The organism is Pontibacter silvestris (genome assembly GCF_020907275.1).
GTDB classification, from domain to species: Bacteria; Bacteroidota; Bacteroidia; order Cytophagales; family Hymenobacteraceae; genus Pontibacter; species Pontibacter silvestris.
The window spans coordinates 197,151-216,383 of sequence record NZ_JAJJWI010000008.1 but is presented as its reverse complement, the minus strand read 5'-3'; the positions used below and the strand labels follow the sequence as shown (position 1 = coordinate 216,383).

At 42.9% G+C, this 19,233-nt stretch carries 15 protein-coding genes; 11 read left to right on the top strand and 4 right to left on the bottom strand.

Features of this window, described 5'->3' with window-relative positions:
- The 9 genes from LN995_RS09680 to recJ form a co-directional block, all read left to right on the top strand.
- Positions 1-887 (top strand): pseudouridine synthase (locus LN995_RS09680; RefSeq protein WP_229960741.1); only part of this gene is annotated, 887 nt, incomplete at its 5' end.
- Positions 888-893: 6 nt separating this feature from the next.
- The gene (locus tag LN995_RS09675; protein ID WP_229960739.1) at positions 894-1,610 is read left to right on the top strand and encodes a type III pantothenate kinase; all 717 of its coding nucleotides are present in this window, start codon (positions 894-896) and stop codon (positions 1,608-1,610) included.
- Positions 1,603-2,898 carry a hypothetical protein gene (locus tag LN995_RS09670; RefSeq protein ID WP_229960737.1) on the top strand — a complete coding sequence of 432 codons (1,296 nt, stop codon included), beginning with the start codon at positions 1,603-1,605 and terminating at the stop codon, positions 2,896-2,898. Before LN995_RS09675 ends, LN995_RS09670 begins: the two co-directional genes overlap by 8 nt.
- Before the next feature lie 169 nt (positions 2,899-3,067).
- Positions 3,068-3,607, top strand: a complete 540-nt coding sequence (gene lptC, locus LN995_RS09665) for an LPS export ABC transporter periplasmic protein LptC (protein ID WP_229960735.1) — start codon at positions 3,068-3,070, stop codon at positions 3,605-3,607.
- On the top strand, positions 3,607-3,777 hold the full coding sequence (locus LN995_RS09660) for a hypothetical protein (protein WP_229960733.1): 171 nt from the start codon (positions 3,607-3,609) through the stop codon (positions 3,775-3,777). Before lptC ends, LN995_RS09660 begins: the two co-directional genes overlap by 1 nt.
- A gap of 21 nt (positions 3,778-3,798) precedes the next feature.
- The gene (locus LN995_RS09655) at positions 3,799-5,097 is read left to right on the top strand and encodes a hemolysin family protein (RefSeq protein ID WP_229960732.1); all 1,299 of its coding nucleotides are present in this window, start codon (positions 3,799-3,801) and stop codon (positions 5,095-5,097) included.
- Positions 5,098-5,177: 80 nt separating this feature from the next.
- Positions 5,178-7,289 carry a peptidylprolyl isomerase gene (locus LN995_RS09650; RefSeq protein WP_229960730.1) on the top strand — a complete coding sequence of 704 codons (2,112 nt, stop codon included), beginning with the start codon at positions 5,178-5,180 and terminating at the stop codon, positions 7,287-7,289.
- A 153-nt stretch (positions 7,290-7,442) separates the two neighbouring features.
- Positions 7,443-9,266, top strand: coding sequence for a tetratricopeptide repeat protein (locus LN995_RS09645; protein WP_229960728.1), 1,824 nt, complete (start codon positions 7,443-7,445; stop codon positions 9,264-9,266).
- 358 nt (positions 9,267-9,624) lie between these two features.
- Entirely contained in the window at positions 9,625-11,331 is a 1,707-nt protein-coding gene (gene recJ / locus LN995_RS09640) for a single-stranded-DNA-specific exonuclease RecJ (protein WP_229960726.1), read from the top strand.
- A gap of 104 nt (positions 11,332-11,435) precedes the next feature.
- On the opposite strand, the gene LN995_RS09635 is transcribed toward recJ, so the two are convergent.
- Positions 11,436-12,254 carry a glycoside hydrolase family 25 protein gene (locus LN995_RS09635; RefSeq protein WP_229960724.1) on the bottom strand — a complete coding sequence of 273 codons (819 nt, stop codon included), beginning with the start codon at positions 12,252-12,254 and terminating at the stop codon, positions 11,436-11,438.
- A 193-nt stretch (positions 12,255-12,447) separates the two neighbouring features.
- Between LN995_RS09635 and lptB the strand changes: the two genes are divergently transcribed.
- Together lptB and LN995_RS09625 are read left to right on the top strand one after the other, a co-directional pair.
- Positions 12,448-13,179, top strand: coding sequence for an LPS export ABC transporter ATP-binding protein (gene lptB, locus LN995_RS09630; protein ID WP_229960722.1), 732 nt, complete (start codon positions 12,448-12,450; stop codon positions 13,177-13,179).
- Positions 13,180-13,445: 266 nt separating this feature from the next.
- Entirely contained in the window at positions 13,446-14,933 is a 1,488-nt protein-coding gene (locus tag LN995_RS09625) for a GH3 auxin-responsive promoter family protein (protein WP_229960720.1), read from the top strand.
- 122 nt (positions 14,934-15,055) lie between these two features.
- Here the strand turns inward: LN995_RS09625 and LN995_RS09620 are convergent, their stop codons facing one another.
- The 3 genes from LN995_RS09620 to LN995_RS09610 are packed head-to-tail and all read right to left on the bottom strand — an operon-like array spanning position 15,056 to position 19,201.
- Entirely contained in the window at positions 15,056-16,228 is a 1,173-nt protein-coding gene (locus tag LN995_RS09620; protein ID WP_229960719.1) for an endo-1,4-beta-xylanase, read from the bottom strand.
- A gap of 26 nt (positions 16,229-16,254) precedes the next feature.
- Complete coding sequence (locus tag LN995_RS09615) at positions 16,255-17,013, bottom strand: SDR family NAD(P)-dependent oxidoreductase (RefSeq protein ID WP_229960717.1); 759 nt, start codon at positions 17,011-17,013, stop codon at positions 16,255-16,257.
- A 22-nt stretch (positions 17,014-17,035) separates the two neighbouring features.
- Positions 17,036-19,201 (bottom strand): alpha-glucuronidase family glycosyl hydrolase, encoded by a 2,166-nt coding sequence (locus tag LN995_RS09610; protein WP_229960715.1) that lies wholly within the window; start codon positions 19,199-19,201, stop codon positions 17,036-17,038.
- Positions 19,202-19,233 lie beyond the last annotated feature (32 nt).

The window sequence follows — 19,233 nt, the reverse complement described above, 5'->3', positions numbered from 1 at the left end:
AGAAACGCAGTTTTGGTGGCGATAGAAAGCCTTTTAACTCTAACCGTAGCGATAAATTTAGCAAAGGTTCAGATAATAGTAGCTCTGGAATTGATCCCAAAACGCCAGATTATAACTTGAGCCGCTATAAGGATAACCCACGCATCAAGAAAACCAACCGTAAAGACGACGAAGACGATGGTACTATCCGTTTGAACCGTTTTATTGCCAATGCCGGAGTTTGCTCCCGCCGCGAAGCCGACAGCCTTATCGAAGCTGGCGAAATCAGGGTCAATGGTGATGTGGTAACGGAGATGGGCTTTAAGGTGAAACCAGAGGATACGATACAGTATGGCAAAAAAGTACTAAACCGTGAGAAGCTGGTGTATGTGCTGCTGAACAAACCAAAAGACTTCATCACAACTACAGACGATCCGGAAGGAAGAAAAACAGTTATGAGCCTGGTGGAAAAAGCTTCAACAGAGCGCATCTTCCCGGTAGGCCGCCTGGACCGTAACACGACTGGTTTACTTCTTTTTACAAACGATGGCGAACTGGCCCAAAAGCTAACTCACCCATCTAACAATGTGAAAAAAATTTATCAGGTAGAATTAGATAAACCTATCACAAAAGAAGACTTTAAAAAAGTTGCAGAAGGCGTAGAACTGGAAGACGGTAAAGCGGAAGTAGATGATGTCGCCTTGATCGGTGAATCTAACAAGTTCCTGGGGTTAGAGATACATATTGGGCGTAACCGCATTGTGCGCCGTATTTTTGAACACTTAGGCTACGAGGTAGTAACGCTGGACAGAGTACAGTACGCTGGTTTAACCAAAAAAGACATTCCACGTAGCGACTGGCGTTACTTGTCAGAAAAAGAAGTTATCAGACTGAAGTTCTTTATGTAATTGCACATGCGGAGCGTCGCCATTGATATAGGTAACACAAGCATAAAGTATGGCATCTTTGAAGATGATGCTTTAGTAAAACAAGGCTTTTTTGCTTCGACGGAGCAATTGCCATCTATTTTGCTACAGCAGTTCGATCATGCTATTGTTGCCTCAGTGGCTGAAAGTTCTCTGAATATAAAGTCAAGGCTGGATGTAGCTGGAAGCATTTTAGAGCTTTCGGCACAGACAGCCTTGCCTGTTTCTAACTTATATAAAACACCGCAAACGCTGGGTGCTGACAGAATTGCCGGTGCTGTAGGTGCTAATTATCTTCATCCCAGGCACAACTGCCTTATATTTGATGTAGGAACCTGTATTACACACGACTTTATAGATAGCCTTGGCAATTATCATGGCGGCGGTATCTCACCAGGGCTGAATATGAAATTCAGGGCGCTGCATACTTTTACAGAACGTCTGCCGTTAGTACAGCAAATTACCCATGATTTTCCGCTTACAGGACAAACCACACTAGAGTCAATTCAGAGTGGCGTACTGGCTGGTACAGTTGCTGAGTTAAATGGATTTATTCAAGCTTATGCCGAAAAAGCAGCTGATCTGGTGGTTATACTTTGCGGAGGCGACGCAGGATTTTTTGAAAGTAAATTAAAAGGACGCATCTTTGTAATTCCTGAATTGGTCTTGATCGGACTTCACAGAATATTAGCACATAATGTATAAAATACTAAAAGTACTGATGGGCTTTGCCGTACTATGCCTGCTGGTACAAAATGCACAGGCACAAGGTATGGGTAATACTCCATACTCCCGATATGGTTTGGGGGAAATGAACTATAATTTGGGCGGCATTAGGAATGCAGGTATGGGCGGTACAGGCGTGAGCGCTGGTAATAGCTTCCAGATTAACACTGCTAACCCGGCTTTACTGTACTACAATAACATTACTATTTTTGATATGGGCATTGCCGGGCAGGTTAAAACCTTGAACAACGGCAGTAATACACAAACTGACGGAGATGCTAACCTGGCTAATGTAACGTTGGGAGTACCTCTTTCTAAACGTTGGACCTCAGCTATCAGCCTTAGGCCATACAGCGCTATGGACTATGAAATTACAGGTGCTGCTGAATCTCTTCCGGGATCACCAGCGGTCGTGCAAAGGCTTTACTCAGGTGAAGGCGGCTTGTCTGAAATTTACTTTGGACATGGTTTCAGAGTGGCAGGAGGACTTACCATAGGTGCCAGTGCTTCTTATATATTTGGTAATCTAACACAAGAGTCTTCTTCTTATGTGCAGGATACGACATTATCTGGCCTTAGTACAGAGATGCTTGTGTATAGTGAGCGGACGCATTATAGCGATTTCCTGTTCAGGGCCGGAGCGAACTATAGAAAAAAAATAACTGACAAGTTAAACTTAAGTGCAGGCGCAGTTTATAGCTTTCAGAGAGACTGGAGTGCAGAGCATACAAGTTCTTACCAACGCAGATCAATTTATGATGAACCTGTAGGTGATGAAGTGCTGTCAGATAGCACCAGTGGCAGTGTAAATGTGCCGCCGAGCTTACGAGTTGGGGTAAGCATTGACAATGGCTCAAATTTTACTGTTGCTGCAGATTATTATACGCAGAAATGGTCTGAGTTCAGAACCGTTGATGGAAGACAGGACCTTGCTGACAGCCATCGTGCTGCGGTGGGTGCTGAGTTTACACCCAATGCCAATGCCATTGATAGTTACTTTAAGCGCATTACGTACAGAGGCGGCTTATATTATGAGAACACTCCATATCAGATTAATGGAGAACAGGTTAAAGACAAGGGTATAACTGCAGGTTTTACCTTACCTATAGGTATGTCAACTATTTACGACATGTATCAGTTGAACCTTGCTTTTGCTTATGGGCAGCGTGGTAATACTAGTAATGACCTTATCAAAGAAAATTACCTGAAGTTTAATATAGGTGTAACCATAAACAGCAGATGGTTTATTAAACGAAGGTTAGAATAAACTTTTGCATGTTAAAAAGCATTAAATAATAAAAGAAGCCGTTCTTGGAGCGGCTTTTTTTATGGCAGGAATATTGCTTTAAAAATGCTTAGTTTAAAGTGTAAAGTCTTTAAGGTTAGGCTTTTAAATTATATTGTTATCTTCAACAACTGAAAACAAAAATTGTTCTATGCGCAAAGCGTGGATAGTAGGAATAATAACAATACTTGCCTTTACTGGTTTTGGGTGCGAGAAAGAGTTAAAGGATCCTGATAAAGAGATCAAGTATTCAGGGCCGCTGATGGAGAATAAAGATGTTGTTACGCTGTATAGCGATTCAGCTAAGCTGCTCATGAAATTACAGGCACCTGTACAGCAACAGTTTGAAAATGGGAATATCATATTTCCGGATGGCTTGTATATAGAGTTCTATGATAAACCAGGCCAGCTTACTTCAACCTTGCGTGCAAACTATGGAGAACAGCAGCAGAACAAGAACTTTTATATTGTTCGGGGCAACGTGATAATGGATAATCTGGAAAGAAAACAAAAGCTCGAAACAGAGGAACTGTTTTGGGACAGAAATAAAGATAGGCTTTATACAGAAAAGTTTGTGACAGTTACCACGCCTGAAAAGGTAGTGATGGGACATGGCTTAGAGACTAACCAGCAGTTCTTCCCTTATACCTTCCATAAGGTTACAGGTTCCTTTTATCTTGACGAAGAATAATGAATCAAAAATTACTTAACACAGTTTTATTATCGTTGGCGTTTGTTGCCATGGTTATTGGTATCCACAGAAGCATTGAAGAACAGGATGTGGCCGGTAACTACTGGATCTTTATGATTATGCTTATACTGTGTATTATCTACTGGTATCGCAAAAAGAGGAGCGCCTAAACTTATAGTATCAATCAATACATGATAGACCCCAGTCAAATACTGTTGTTATTGGTAGCTTTGCTGTTTTCAGCTTTTTTTTCTGGCATAGAGATGGCTTTTCTAGCGGCCAACAAATTACAAATTGAGCTGAGTGAGAAGAACGGAGAATTGTCGGGGAGAATCTTAATGCACCTACTGCAACGGCCTTCCCGCCTGATGGGTACCGCGTTAATAGGAAATATTCTGGCGCTGGTGCTGTATGGTTTCGCCATAGCCAGCGTGTTACATGCTTTGCTGACACATAACCTACCACCTACATTGCAGTTTAGCCCTGGTATATTGGCAATTCAGGTTGTTATTGCCTCCGTAGTAGTTTTGTTCACTGCCGAATTCCTTCCACGTAGTCTCTTTACCATTAATCCCAACCGCATGCTGCAGGTATTGGCAGTGCCCATTCTGCTGATTTATTACCTGCTGTACCCTGTGGTGTACATGATGGTACAACTCAGCAAATGGATGGCAGAGAAAGTATTTAAAATTGAGTTTTCGGAGCAAAAGCCTGTATTTGGCTTTACAGATCTTAATGCCTTTCTGAAAAACCGTCTGTATCATCCGGAGCGGGAAGATGTGCCGGAGGTAGATCCTGAGATTTTTCATAATGTGCTGGAGTTTAAAAACGTGAAAGTACGGGAATGTATGGTGCCGCGAACAGAAATTGAGGCTGTAGAGGTAGAGGAATCGGTAGAAACACTCAGAAAAGCATTTGTAGAAACAGGGCACTCAAAAATATTAGTTTACAGAGAATCAATTGATAACATAATTGGTTATTGTCATCAGTTAGCTATGTTTAAGCAGCCCAAGGCTATAGAAGATATCCTGGCACCTGTTAGTCTGGTGCCAGAAAGTATGTTGGCTAGTGAACTGTTTGTTAAATTTGTTTCGGAACACCGGAGCGTAGCCGTGGTGATAGACGAGTTCGGAGGTACATCAGGTATTGTTACAGTGGAGGACGTTATTGAGGAAATATTTGGTGAAATTGAAGATGAGTATGATGTTAATGATACATTGCTAGAGCAGGTAATACCTGATAAAGGTATCTACTATCTGAGCGGTCGCCATGAGATTGATTACTTAAACGAAAAATATGAACTAAATCTTCCGGAAGGAGATTATGAAACTTTGGGAGGTTTGGTACTATCAGTTTTTGGGGAAATTCCTCTGCCTGGTGATGAGGTAGAAGTGTCTCCTTATAACATAACAGTACTCACCATGGATGAGAATAGAATTAATGCGGTGAAGCTTGTTAAAATCCCAGATTTTCAGGCAGATGCTGATTAATAAACTCAATCACACAAAATTTTGAATTTTAGCACGATTAACCTTATTTTGCACAATCCTTTTATAAGTTAAAATAGATAATGGCATTAATTAACAAGATTAGAGAGAAGTCTGGTTGGGCAGTAGGCGCCATTGCCATTGGGCTTGGTATATTTGTAGTGGGTGGAGACCTGCTTGGGCCAAACTCAAGGCTTTTAGGCAACGACGCAAACACAATAGGCGAGATTGCCGGTGAAGAGATAGATTATCAGGAGTTTGATCAGGTATTCCAGCAAATAAGAGCTAATTACGAAGGACAAACTGGCCGTTCCGCTACTGAAAACGAACTGGCTATGCTTCGGGAGCAGGCCTGGAACCAGCTAATCTTTAAAATTGCCTTACAAAAGGAGTATGATCGCCTTGGCATTAAAGTAACCGAAGAAGAGCTGGTTGATATGGTGCAGGGCAATAATATTCACCCGGCGGTAAAACAAGCGTTCACCAACCCGGAAACAGGGGAGTTCGATCGTAACCAAGTGGTGCAGTACCTGCAGAACATGGACCAGATGGGACCAAATGCGCGTCCGATGTGGGCAAACTTTCAGGCAGGTATTCTGTCAGACAGGCTTCAGACAAAATATGCAAACCTGCTTAGTAAGTCTGTTTATGTAACTGACGCAGAGGCTAAAAGTTACTACAATGCTCAGAATGCCACAGCTTCTGTAAACCTGTTGTACGTTCCATATTACGCCATACCTGATTCTTCTGTACAGGTCACCGATGCTCAGTTAAAAGATTATTATCAGCGTAATAAAGAACTTTATAAAGTAGAAGAAGGTCGTTCTATTGAGTTTGTAACCATCCCGGTTGCTGCTTCAAAAGAAGACAGCACTTTCTATCAGCAGGAAGTAGCTACTGTTGCACAACAGTTTGCTAATGCAACCAACGACTCTGCTTTCGTAAATATTAACTCTGACGAGCCTTTCGATGGTTCTTACCGTACTCCGGGCGAGTTGCCAGAGCAACTGCGTTCACAACTTCCATTGGAGGAAGGTAAAGTATACGGGCCTTATACAAATAACGGCACTTTTGCGGTTTATAAAGTAATGGATGCTAAAGAAGGTGATGCAAGCGTAAGAGCAAGCCATATTCTGATCAGACCTGAAAATGATACACCGGAGGCAAAAACCGCTGCAAGGGAAAAAGCACAGGATGTATTATCACAAATTAAAAGTGGTGCTGATTTTGCTCAAATGGCAGCTCAATATGGTTCTGACGGTACTGCATCCAACGGTGGTGACCTTGGGTGGTTCTCAAAAGGCCGTATGGTTCCAGCGTTTGAAAATGCCATTTTTGGAGCATCCACTGTTGGTTTGTTACCAAACCTGGTAGAGACAGAATATGGTTTCCATATTGTAAAAATAACGGCTCCTAAAACAAACCAGTCTTATAAAGTTGCTGCTGTGCAACGTGCCATCGAGCCAAGCGAGACTACTCGTGATGTTGCTTATGGAACTGCCGATGAGTTGTCTGGTACAAGTGATGATTTGGAAGGATTCAGAGCAAATGTAGAGCAGAATAAAGCATTAGCAAGACAGGAAGCTGCTAACATTGGTAAAAATAACATCTTAGTAAATAACCTGAATAATGCCCGTGAACTTGTGCGTTGGGCTTATGCTAAAGATACTGATGTTGGTGATGTTTCTCCTGTATTCGAAATAGAAGATCAGTTTGTTGTAGCAGCTCTTACTGGTAAACGTGAGAAAGGGTATGCAGCTATCGAAGATATCAAAGAAGAACTGACTGCTGCTGTTCGTAACGAAGTAAAAGCTCAGCAGATCATTGAAAAACTTAAAGGCACTAAAGGTACTACCTTAGATCAGATTGCATCAAGCTACGGTCCGGAAGCGATGGTAAAAACTGCTGACGATGTAACATTTGCTTCTGCTACAATACCAGGTGTAGGGGTGGAGCCTGTTGCAGTTGGTAAAGCTTTCGGCTTAAAGCAAGGTGGCAGAACTGCTCCATTCGAAGGACAGAGCGGCGTAATGATTGTAGAACTGGCTCAACTGAACCAACCTGTAGAAGCAGCAGACTTAGCGCCTGTGAAGCAACAGTTAGTTAATGCTCGTTCTGGCCGTACTGAGAATAATGCTTTTGAGGCCATCAAAGAGAAAGCTGATATTAAAGATAACCGTGTAAGATTTTTCTAAATCTCCGGAAGAGAAGAGATTTCATAAAAAGGAAGAGCCACTCTGAATTAAGGGTGGCTCTTTTGTTGTTTATAAGTATATTAATCTCCGTTATAAATTCTAAAACGTAATTAAATATCAACTTTGGTGCTGCTTACGTTCTAATCAATACCTATGGCTGTTAAACTACATTATACCTTACTACTCTCTTTTCTGCTATTGTTTGTGGCACCTGCTGTTGCTACTGCACAGGCACAGGACCTGGAACTAGCCCGGGAGTATTTCCGCAAAGGAGACTATACTAAAGCTGAAGACATCTATAGCAAAATTATAGAACGAGAGCGGCTGTTTAATGTCGTATACCCCGATTACCTGAAAACTTTGCTTGCTCAGCGAAATTATAAGGAAGCGGAAAAGCTGGTGAAGAATACTATGAAACGTAACCCTGGTGCAGTTAATTATGCTGTCGACCTGGGGCTGGTGTACCAGGCGGCAGGAGATAAATCTGCTGCAGAAAAACACTTTGATAAGTTACTAAGTCAGATGAAGCCAGAGGAAACGATAATGGTAGCTAGTGCCTTCATACAAAATGAATTATATGACTATGCTGAAAAAGCTTATTTGCGGGGACGGGAGCTTAGTGGAAACCCTTTAGAGTACAACAGGGCACTTATAGCCCTCTATACTTACACACGCAAAAGTAACTGCTTAATTCCTGAGGCCCTGAATATGTTGCAGGAGCGGGAAGAAGAATTGGGTTATGTACGGAACATGTTGCAGAACACGCTACGCGATGAAGATGGATATGATGCTTTAGAAAAAGAGCTTATTCTGAGAGTGCAGGAGCAGCCGGATAAAGTTGCTTTTAATGAGTTGCTGATTTGGCTCTATATACAGCGCAAAGATTTTTACGGAGCCTTAATGCAGGCGCGTGCCGTGGATAAGCGAACGCATAGCGGCGGAGCGCGTGTAATGGAGCTAGGAGCAATAAGTGCTAAGAATAAAGACTATCAGGGAGCTGTTGAGGCTTACGAATATATTGTGAATGAATATCCGGAGGGGCCATATTACCTGGTAGCAAGGCATCGCCTGATAAATGCCCGAGAGGAACAGGTGGAAAATACGTTCCCTGTTGATATGGATAAAATACGTGCTCTGATTGCAGATTACGAGGCCCTGTTGTCAGAAGTAGGCAAGAATGATCAGACAGTGGAAGCTCTGCAGCACATGGCAGATCTTTATGCTTTTCATCTGGATGAAAAAGACAAAGCCATTGAACTACTACAGGAGGCTATTAGTATGCCCCGGGCAAAACCTGATTTGGTGGCGGATGCTAAACTTACGCTTGGTGATATTTACTTGTTGAAAGGCGAACCCTGGGAGAGTACACTGTTATATTCGCAGGTAGAGAAATCTCATAAAGAAACAACTATAGGGCATGAGGCTAAGCTGCGTAATGCGCGGCTAAATTATTACAAAGGAGACTTTGAACTTGCACAGGCATATCTGGATATCCTGAAACTTGCCACCAGCCGCGAAATAGCAAATGATGCTATGGACCTGAGCCTGCTTATTACCGATAATACCGGTTTAGATACTTCAACGGTGGCAATGCAGGAATACGCAGCTATCGATTTACTGGTGTTTCAGAACAAATTAGACGAAGCGTTGACAAAGCTGGATGAAATGCTGCAGAAATTTCCGGGCCATAGCCTGACAGATGAAATTTATTTACAGAAAGCAAGTATTTACGAACGTGTTGGTGATTTTAATCAGTCGGTGGCAAATCTGGAGAAGATCGTAAGCAATCCGCAATATGATATTTTAAGCGATGACGCTTTATATAAAATGGCTTTTATTTACGAGGAAAACCTACAGGATAAGGAGAAAGCACAGCAACTGTATAACGATCTGTTAGTGAAGCACCAGGGAAGTATTTATGTAGCGGAAGCACGCAAACGCTTCAGGAAACTACGTGGAGACGCTGTTGTAAATTAGTTAGTTAACAACAGATAAAGGATTGATAGACTGTTTAAAAGAGTGTTTCTGAAAGCGGAAATATTTAAGGTATTCTTAGGTCTAGGTTCTTCTATGCCTTAAAAAATATCAGCCAAAGAAGACAAACAGCAAAAGAAGAAAAAAGAAAAAGAAGCCGTACATGATTAAGTCCAGCGAATAGTTTCCGTACTTTTCTAGAAGGTCCTTAAGTTTTTTCACGTTCTGGTTTAATTAAGCATTACAAAAATATAAATTTTAAACGAATGGTTGGCTAGGCTTTGTTCCCGTGCCCCAAAATCATCTTAAATTAGCTACCTTTGCAGGAACAAGTAAGATTAGCTTAGTGTAGCAGAAATATATGGAGAAAAGGTGGGTATATAATGAGGAGGCTCCGGCAGAGGTAGTTGAACAACTGGCTCAAAACCTTAAAATTAGTCCAACCCTTGCCGGTATTCTGTGCCAACGTAAGATATGTACTTTTGAAGAAGCAAAAGCTTTTTTTCGTCCTAAGCTAGAAGACCTCCATGATCCTTTCCTGATGAAAGACATGGACCTAGCTGTAAATCGCCTGAATGAAGCGCTGCACAACTCTGAGAAGATACTTGTGTATGGAGATTATGATGTAGATGGCACTACCTCTGTAGCGCTTATGTACAGTTTTCTGCGCAAGTACACCCATCAGGTTGATTTCTATATTCCAGATAGATATAAAGAAGGCTATGGCGTATCACAGCAGGGTATAGACTGGGCTGCCGAACAAGGCTTTTCTCTTATTGTAAGCCTCGACTGTGGTATTAAGTCTGCTGATAAGGTAGCTTACGCATCCAGCCTGGGCATCGACTTTATCATCTGCGACCACCACTTACCGGACGAGGATATCCCTAAGGCAGTGGCTGTGCTTGACCCAAAGCGTCCGGATTGTCTTTATCCATTTAAAGAACTGTCAGGCTGTGGAGTGGGTTTTAAACTGATACAAGCTTTCTGCTTTCAGAATGATATAGATCAGGAAGAAGTGGACCAGCTACTGGATTTATCAGTGGTAAGCATAGCCGCCGACATTGTACCTATTACGAGTGAAAACCGGATTCTGGCCTACTATGGCCTGTGCCAGTTAAACGGCCCACAACCTATGCGCCCTGGTTTAGCAGCGTTAAAAGAACTGGCAGGGTTAAACAGTGAGATGGATATTTCCTGCATTGTGTTTGGCTTCGCACCGCGTATAAATGCGGCGGGCAGAATGGGAGATGCCAAGAACTCTGTGCGCATGCTACTGGCACAGACAAAGGAGCAGGCTTTCCAAATGGCAGACATCATTAATGAGTCTAACAAGGAGCGTCGCACGAAAGACAGCAATATTACTAAAGAGGCACTGCAGATGATAGAGGAAGATGATTTTCTGCGCAGTTCTACTTCTACAGTACTTTATAAAGATACTTGGCATAAGGGTGTAATTGGTATTGTAGCCTCACGCTGCATAGAGAAATACTACAGACCAACTATCATATTAACAGAATCGAACGGGAAAGCTTCTGGTTCCGCACGTTCTGTGCATGGCTTTAATGTGCATAGTGCCATTGAGAGTTGTGCCGATCTGCTCGATCAGTTTGGAGGGCATATGTATGCAGCAGGTCTTACCTTGCCAGTAGAGAATATTCCGGCCTTTCGGGAGCGCTTTGAGAAGGTGGTGGCCAGCACCATTACCGAGGAGCAGAAGATACCTCAGATAGAGATAGATTCTAAAATTAAACTAAGCCAGATTACCCGAAATTTCTATAACATCATTCGGCAGATGGAGCCTTTTGGCCCGGGTAATATGCGCCCTGTATTTGTGTCAGAATGTGTTTATGATACGGGCAGTGTGCGTGTGGTGGGGGATTCGCACCTGAAGCTTCGCCTGACACAAGACGGTTTCTCATCCATAGATGCCATTGGCTTTGGCCTCAGTGATTTCTATAAGCCTATTTCCAAGGGTATTCCTTTTGATGTTTGCTACACAGTAGAAGAAAACGTCTACAGAGGCGTTATTACACTGCAGTTACGGATAAAAGATATCAGGATAAATTAAAGAGTACTTACCTGTAGGCTTTGAGCCTGCGAAGTAGTATTTCTCTTCTTGTAGTTGTTGGTGTGTTATTCTTTTCAGAATAATTAGTAGCGCAGATATCAATACTAATAAGGTAAAGGCTGCATATGCTTAAGCTGCTTAAGCGGGCTTACTTCCTCTGAAGAAAAAACCATTTCAGGCATACAAAGCTGGCTTAAAGAGTCCCAGTCACCGACAAAGAAATTCATATCTACAGCCGTGTTAATGCCTGGTATAGTGCCTCTGTCGGAGTACTGCCAAAACATCCACTTTTCATTATGGTGTACCTCCGGAGCTACATCGCTGTAGCGGGCAATCCAGAAGTGGAAGTCCTGAAAGTGGCCCTGAAGCCAGCGCCGGTAAAAATTCTGATTGGTGTAAATAATTGGCTTTACGCCATAATGCTGCTGTATCGTCTCCAGCCAAAGGCGCATGTTCTGGCGCAGCTGCTCGCCTGTCATCAAAGGGTCAGCTGTTTCTACATCAAGCACAGGAGGTAAATCGCCAGCCTCCAGTGTAACAGTGCTTTTAAAAATCTCTATCTGCCCTTGTATGGGAGCGCTTGGAATAAAGAAATGATAAGCGCCGCGTTTTATGCCGACACGCTTGGTGGCTTCCCAGTTAGCAGGAAAATAAGGATCTAACCTAAAATCAGCCTGGGTGGCTTTTACAAAAGCAAAAGTTATGTCTGCTTCCTTAACACGGTGCCAGTCTACCTCTTTCTGCCACCGCGATACGTCTACACCTTTTAGCACAGAAGATGCAACTGCCGTGTTACCGCCGTTGTTGTTTGTACTACTACCTCCTTCAGGCTGACTAATAAAAGAACTTGCCACACTCATATAGAGTAGCAGGCTTAGTTTGGCAAGATGTTGGTAAGAAGATATAAGTAAATGAAACGCCATAAAATTGTGTGCTCGGAAACTCTTACAAACTATGCATAGAATCGTTTAAAAACAAGAGCCTGTAGTAACATTTATATATTTTGTTTCTCAAATTAAATTACAAATTGCAGGCAACAGCCTGGCAATATTTTATATAAAAATGAGGCTGTGTTGTTAATTGTAGCACGTACCTTTAATGCGTAAATTAGCCCCGATGATACTGCGAGCAGAACACTTATTTAAAAAGTATAAATCGCGCACTGTTGTAAATGACGTGAGCGTGGAAGTGAACCAGGGAGAGATAGTAGGTTTGTTAGGCCCAAACGGTGCCGGTAAAACTACGTCTTTTTATATGATAGTAGGCTTGGTTAAGCCCAATAGCGGCAAAATATTTCTTGATAAAGAAAATATTACAGACCTGCCTATGTACAGACGCGCCAAGCGGGGAGTAGGTTATCTGGCACAGGAGGCATCTGTATTCCGGCAGTTAACTGTAGAAGAGAACATATTAGCCGTGCTGGAGATGACAAATCTGCCTAAAAAAGCACAGATAGAAAAAGTAGAAGAGTTGCTGGAAGAGTTTTCGCTCACGCATGTGCGTAAAAATAAAGGTATAGTACTCTCTGGTGGTGAGCGCCGCCGTACCGAAATAGCCCGTGCACTTGCTGTAGATCCGAAGTTTGTGCTGTTAGATGAGCCTTTTGCCGGCGTAGACCCTATTGCTGTAGAGGAAATTCAGGGTATAGTTGCGCAGCTTAAAAATAAGAACATCGGAATTCTAATTACCGACCATAACGTAAATGAAACACTTTCCATTACCGATCGGGCTTATCTTTTGTTTGAGGGAAAAATTCTGAAAGCAGGTACTGCCGAAGAACTGGCTGCCGACGAACAAGTGCGACGTGTGTACCTTGGTAAGCATTTTGAGTTGAAACGGAAGATTTAAGTGTTTTGCCTGCCAACTTAATCCTCACTTGTTAAACGTGTAAAGGGTAGTTGTAGTATAAATGTTTTCTAAGAACCTGCCTGAAAATAATGGCTAGTTTATGTAGATAAAAGACAACCAAATTTTACCTAAAATAAGCTGCATCACGTATTTAGGGAGCTGAAAAGTTTACGAAGGTAAAATTAGCTTCATTCAATTCACAAACATTAGTTTAACAGTTTAGCTACCAAGCTTTGGAGATAATAAATTCAATAGTAACGTGGGTAATGAAGAAGCGGATCCACCAGATTGATCTGTTTAAAAAGTACCCGCACGAGGTGCAGGAGGAGTTGTTTCATAACCTGATCGAAACAGCGAAAAATACAGAATGGGGTAAAGCTTATGGTTATAAAGACATAAGCTCTGTTAAAAATTTTCAGGAGCGTGTGCCTGTCAGCACTTACGAAGACCTGTTTCCCTACATAGAGAGGGTGCTGAAAGGGGAGCAAAATATACTGTGGCCAAGTAAGGTAGAGTGGTTTGCGAAATCATCAGGTACAACTAATGCACGAAGCAAATTCATTCCTGTAACACCTGAATCGCTGGAGGACTGCCATTACAAAGGAGGCAAGGATATGCTCTCTATCTATGTAAATAACTACCCAGATACGAAGCTCTTTTCAGGCAAGGGCCTTTCTATAGGCGGTAGTCACCGGCCCAGTGAATATAACTCCAAGATATCCTGTGGTGATGTGTCGGCAGTGATTATGCAGAACCTGCCTATTTGGGCAGAAGCTATGCGTACTCCTCCCTTAAAAATTGCCTTAATGGATAAATGGGAGGAGAAGATTGAGAAGATGGTAGAGGTAACAGTGTCTGAGAATGTTACCAGCTTTAGTGGCGTGCCAACATGGACGTATGTTCTGCTTAAGCGCATACTGGAGGTTACAGGTAAAAGCAACGTGTTGGAAGTGTGGCCAAATCTGGAGCTGTTTACGCATGGCGCAGTGGCTTTTGGGCCTTACCGGCAGTTGTTCAGGGAGATCATTCCATCAGACAGGATGAATTACCTGGAGGTATATAATGCATCGGAAGGCTTCTTTGGCATACAAGACCAACGTGACACAGAAGATGAAATGCTCCTGATGCTGGATTACGGTATTTACTATGAGTTTATTCCTGTAGATCAGTTTGAGGTGGAGTATCCAAAAACGCTGACACTGGATCAGGTGGAGCTGGGAAAAAATTATGCGCTCCTTATTTCTACTAACGCAGGCTTATGGCGCTATAAAATTGGTGATACCATCCGGTTTACCAGCCTGAGTCCTTTCCGTATCAAGATATCCGGACGTACTAAGCATTTTATTAATGCTTTCGGAGAGGAAGTGATTGTAGAGAACGCGGAAGTAGCCATCACGAAAGCTTGTAATGCAACAGGGGCTATAATCTCTAACTTTACAGCGGCGCCTATATATATAGAGAGTGGAAAGCGTGGGGGGCATGAATGGCTGATAGAGTTTGAGAAAGAGCCGGATAGCCTACAGCGTTTTACTCATGTGCTTGATGATACACTTCGGGAGATTAACTCTGACTATGATGCCAAGCGACAGAACGATATAGCTTTACAGGAACCAGTTGTGCATGCTGTTCCACAAGGAACCTTTATGAAGTGGCTTAAGCAGAAGGGTAAATTGGGCGGTCAGAATAAAATTCCTCGTCTTTCTAATACACGGGAGTATCTGGAGGAAATAAAGAAAGTGAGCTGTATTAAATAGTTTTTATACTGGAGTAGAGGAAACTACGTGTGCATGCATAAACTTATTTTATGATGTACATAACAAAACAGGCGAGCATAAAATGCCGCCTGTTTTGTTAGAGGATAATTTGCTTCAGGAGTTTATTGCTGCTTTTTAGCAGCAGTGTTTATAACCGCATTAAAAGCAGGCTTAGGCTGGTAATTCCGGTCAAACAGCATCGGATAGCTTGTACGACCCTTAATAGGCCAGTCGTTCAGCCAGGAATCATTGTCTGTTACACCCCAGAAAGTTATTCTGCTTATTTTATCGCTGTGCTTGCGGAACAAATCAAATATATCGGTATAGCGCTGCGTCAGTTTTTGCTGTACAGAGTCAGGTAAACCAGTGGTGTAAAGGTTATACCTTTCATCAAATTCAAAAGTAGCATCAATGTCAGCGCCTTGGCGGTTGCTTGGGTTTGGCAGTACATCTATATCCAGCTCTGTAATCATTACTTTAACGCCTGCTTGGGCTATTGCCTCAATGCTTGCCTCAATCTGCTCAATAGAAGGGTTCTCAAGCCCCCAGTGGCCCTGCATACCAATGCCGTCTACTTTTATGCCTTTATTCTGAAGGTTGCGCACGATGCGGATAGCGCCATCTCTTTTTTCAGGCTTCCACATGTTGTAGTCGTTGTAGTACAGTTCTGCATCCGGAGCAGCCTCGTGTGCAAACTGGAACGCCTTTTCCAGAAACTCCTCACCAATAATGTTAAGCCACTTGCTCTGGCGTAGTGTACCATCATCGTTAAGGGCTTCATTTACCACATCCCAACCGTTTATTTTTCCTCTGTAGCGTCCGGCTACTGTGTCAATGTGTTCTTGCATGCGTTGCAGCAAAACCTCTTTACTTACAGCGTTTCCCTGTTCATCTTCAAACACCCACGTAGGCGTTTGGTTATGCCACACCAGTGTGTGCCCCACTACAAACATATTGTTTTGCTGCCCTAGAGCTACGTATTTATCAGCGGGCTCGAAATTAAAGATTCCTGGCTTTGGGTGTACCGACTCCCACTTAAGCAGATTCTCAGGGCTAACAGTATTAAACTGCTCTTTTATGATTTCAGTAGCCTGAGGGGCATTCCCATTCGCTTGCCTGTAGTTTAAAGCTGCTCCAACATAAAAGTCATCCTCAAATGCTTCTTTTAAAGTTTGAGGAGATGTTTCTGCTGCCTGATTTGTAGCACTCTGGTTTGTGGAATCAGAGTCTGTGCAGGAGACGGTTAAACACGCCACTGCCAGAAAAGAAGCAATAAATGCCTTATGTATTTTCATCCTTAGAGTTTAGTTCTGATTTATTATTAAAAGCCTATAGAATTACCGCCATCCACAGGAAGCACGGTGCCTGTTACATATTTGGCTGCATCGGTGGCGTAGAAATAAACAGCTTCAGCAACATCGGCAGGTACACCTAACTTGCCCATTGGCGTTCTGGAGAGCACTTTGTTTTTTCGCTCTGGGTCGTTATTTAAAGCTTTGGCCGACATATCAGTGGCAATAAACCCAGGAGCAACGCAGTTTACCCGAATTCCTTCTGGAGACAAATCTACGGCCATAGCTCTAGTCATACCCTCAATAGCAGACTTAGAGGCCGTATAAGCTATAACTTTCGGGAGACCATATTGTGATGCCATAGAACTGATATTGATGATGGAGCCTTGTTGCTGTGGTAGCATCACGTTTACCACTTCTCTGCTTAAAGAAAACACAGCGTTTACGTTGGTAAGAATGATCCGTTGGAATTCATCGTCAGTAACCTCAGTAAAAGGCTTCTTCATGTTAATTCCAGCATTGTTTACCAAAATGTCTATTTTGCCATACTCCTTTACAATATCATTTACCAAGTTAGGTATTTGTTCCAGTTTATTAAGGTCGAAAGAGATGCAGGAGCAAAGCTCTCCGAAAGCGTTCTTGGCTTTCTTTAGTTTTTCTTCATCTCTGCCAATAATAATGGTACGGATGTTATTCTGCACAAACTTCTCAACAATGGCATAACCTAATCCTGATGCTCCTCCTGTTACAATAGCTATCTTAGATTCTGAGGTAAGGTATTCGTTCATATATAAATTTGTTTAGTTTTGATTAAATGCCTGGCACAAACTGAGGGTCTAACTGCATGTAGTAGTCTAACGATTCGGCTGGCTTTTCTAAATCTTGTGGTATTGGTCGTTTAGAGAATGTCTGGAAGTAAAGCAGACAGGCATCGCGCCACCACTTTGCTTCTTTCTCCTGAATTTTGAGAAAAGATTGTACCTGATCAAATCTTTCCTGGTCAATAAGTCCTTGTACAGTGTTCCATGTTTGCTGCATCTGTCGCACAGAGTCTACACCACCACTGTACCTATGGCATAGCTCATCCCATAGTATTCTGCCTGAGTCCATCTTACGGTTCCACTTTACATGATGAAACCACAGCAAGTATTTTTCAGGACATTTCTTAATGACCCTGAATTGCTTTTGCACTGGCGGAAAGTACTGCGCTATGGCGTTGCTACCTGTAGCGGTGCGGTCAAAGCCTATACCTTCTTCATCTGCACGATGATAGTAAACGGATGTCCAGTCAGCGCGGTGCTTATCTTTAATCCAGGGGCCGGGGCCGTAGTGGTGGCTCCATCCCATAATGTGGTGCAGGCCAAGTGGAGTCATATAGTTAACAAGTGCCTCATGTGAGCCTAACATCATATTTTTGACAGGAGCTACAAACTGGTTGTTATTCGTGAAAGTCATTTTAAGCCACTCGTCTGCTATAGCTTCAGAAGAAAGGGTGTGGTCCCATGCCAGGCGGCCAAAGGAGTACCAGTTAGCTTGCCCGAATTGGTGGCCTGTCCAGTTTCGGTCGTTGCCAATGTTGCTTACACCGGCAATACCCGTTAAGGTATGATTATCTAAAGTACCGTCTATTACTTTGGCTACTGTAGAGCCTTTGCCTTTGGCGTAAGTATCTGAAGTTAAAACCTCCTTAAACAAAGGGGAAAGATAAGCCAGGTGAGTACCCTGCCCCAGATACTCCTGCGTTATCTGGAACTCCATCATAATCGGAGTCTGTGGCATAGCCCCAAACAGTGGGTGAAACGGTTCTCTAGGCTGAAAATCAATCGCACCGTTTTTAACTTGTACCAGCACGTTTTTCCTGAACGTGCCATCCAGAGGCTTAAACTCATTGTAGGCTTGCTTGGCCCGGTCGTCTGGCTCTTTGTCATCATACACGAAGGCGCGCCACATGACAATACCACCTCTTGGGGCGACAGCGTCTGCCAGCATGTTTGCTCCGTCGGCATGGTTTCTGCCGTAGTTTTGCGGACCGGGCTGTCCTTCAGAATTGGCTTTCACTAAAAAGCCTCCAAAATCAGGTACATAGCTATAGATTTCTTCTGTTTTATCTTTCCACCAGGCCTGTACCTGCGGGTCCAGTGGGTCTGCCGTTTTCAGACCGCCTAGCTCTATCGGAGCGCTAAACCGGGCTGTAAGGTATACTCTTAATCCATAAGGGCGGAAAGCATCTGCCAGGGCTGCTACTTTCACAAGATATTCTTTTGTCAGAACCAAAGCATTGGCATTTACATTTGTAAGTACGGTACCATTGATGCCTATGGAGGCGTTTGCTCTTGCATAATCAATATAGCGCTGGTCTATGTAATCCGGGAGCTTGTGCCAGTCCCAAAGCGAAAAGCCTGCATAGCCACGTTCTACTGTTCTGTCGAGGTTATCCCAATGGTTCAGCACCCGATGCTTAATTTTAGGAGCACTGGCTATAGAGAGATTGCTTATGCTTTGTTGTGTCTGAAGAAGCCTTAAAAAGTGAAATGAACCATATAGCACACCAATGTCGGTATTGGCGGCAATTACAGTACTCTTTTTACCGTTAGTGTTTGCTGTAAGAATCAGGTAACCTTCATCTCCCAGGCTATTTAACCTTTCAGCCAGATTGAGAGAGGCAATAAGTGCAGAGTTAGCTGGCGTTCCTGCCACTACTGCACTTTGCTGCGTTAACCGTTGAGAAACAGGTACAGCTTTACCGAGTAAACCAGTAAGGCCAACGGTCAGTTCTTTTTGAGCTACAGAAAGAGTAGGAGAGTTACCTTCGATGACAAGCTCAGAGACAGATTGCTGGTAATTCTTTAGCTTTTCTGCATCCTGGACTTTATCGTACCGTTGCCACAGCCTATAACCATCATCTCCATACGAATAGTTGTTTGTTAAAATAAGCAAAAGTAGGATCAGCAAAAGATTAAGACTCTTTCTTTCCATAGTTTATAATATTACCTAATAATTTTTTTAAG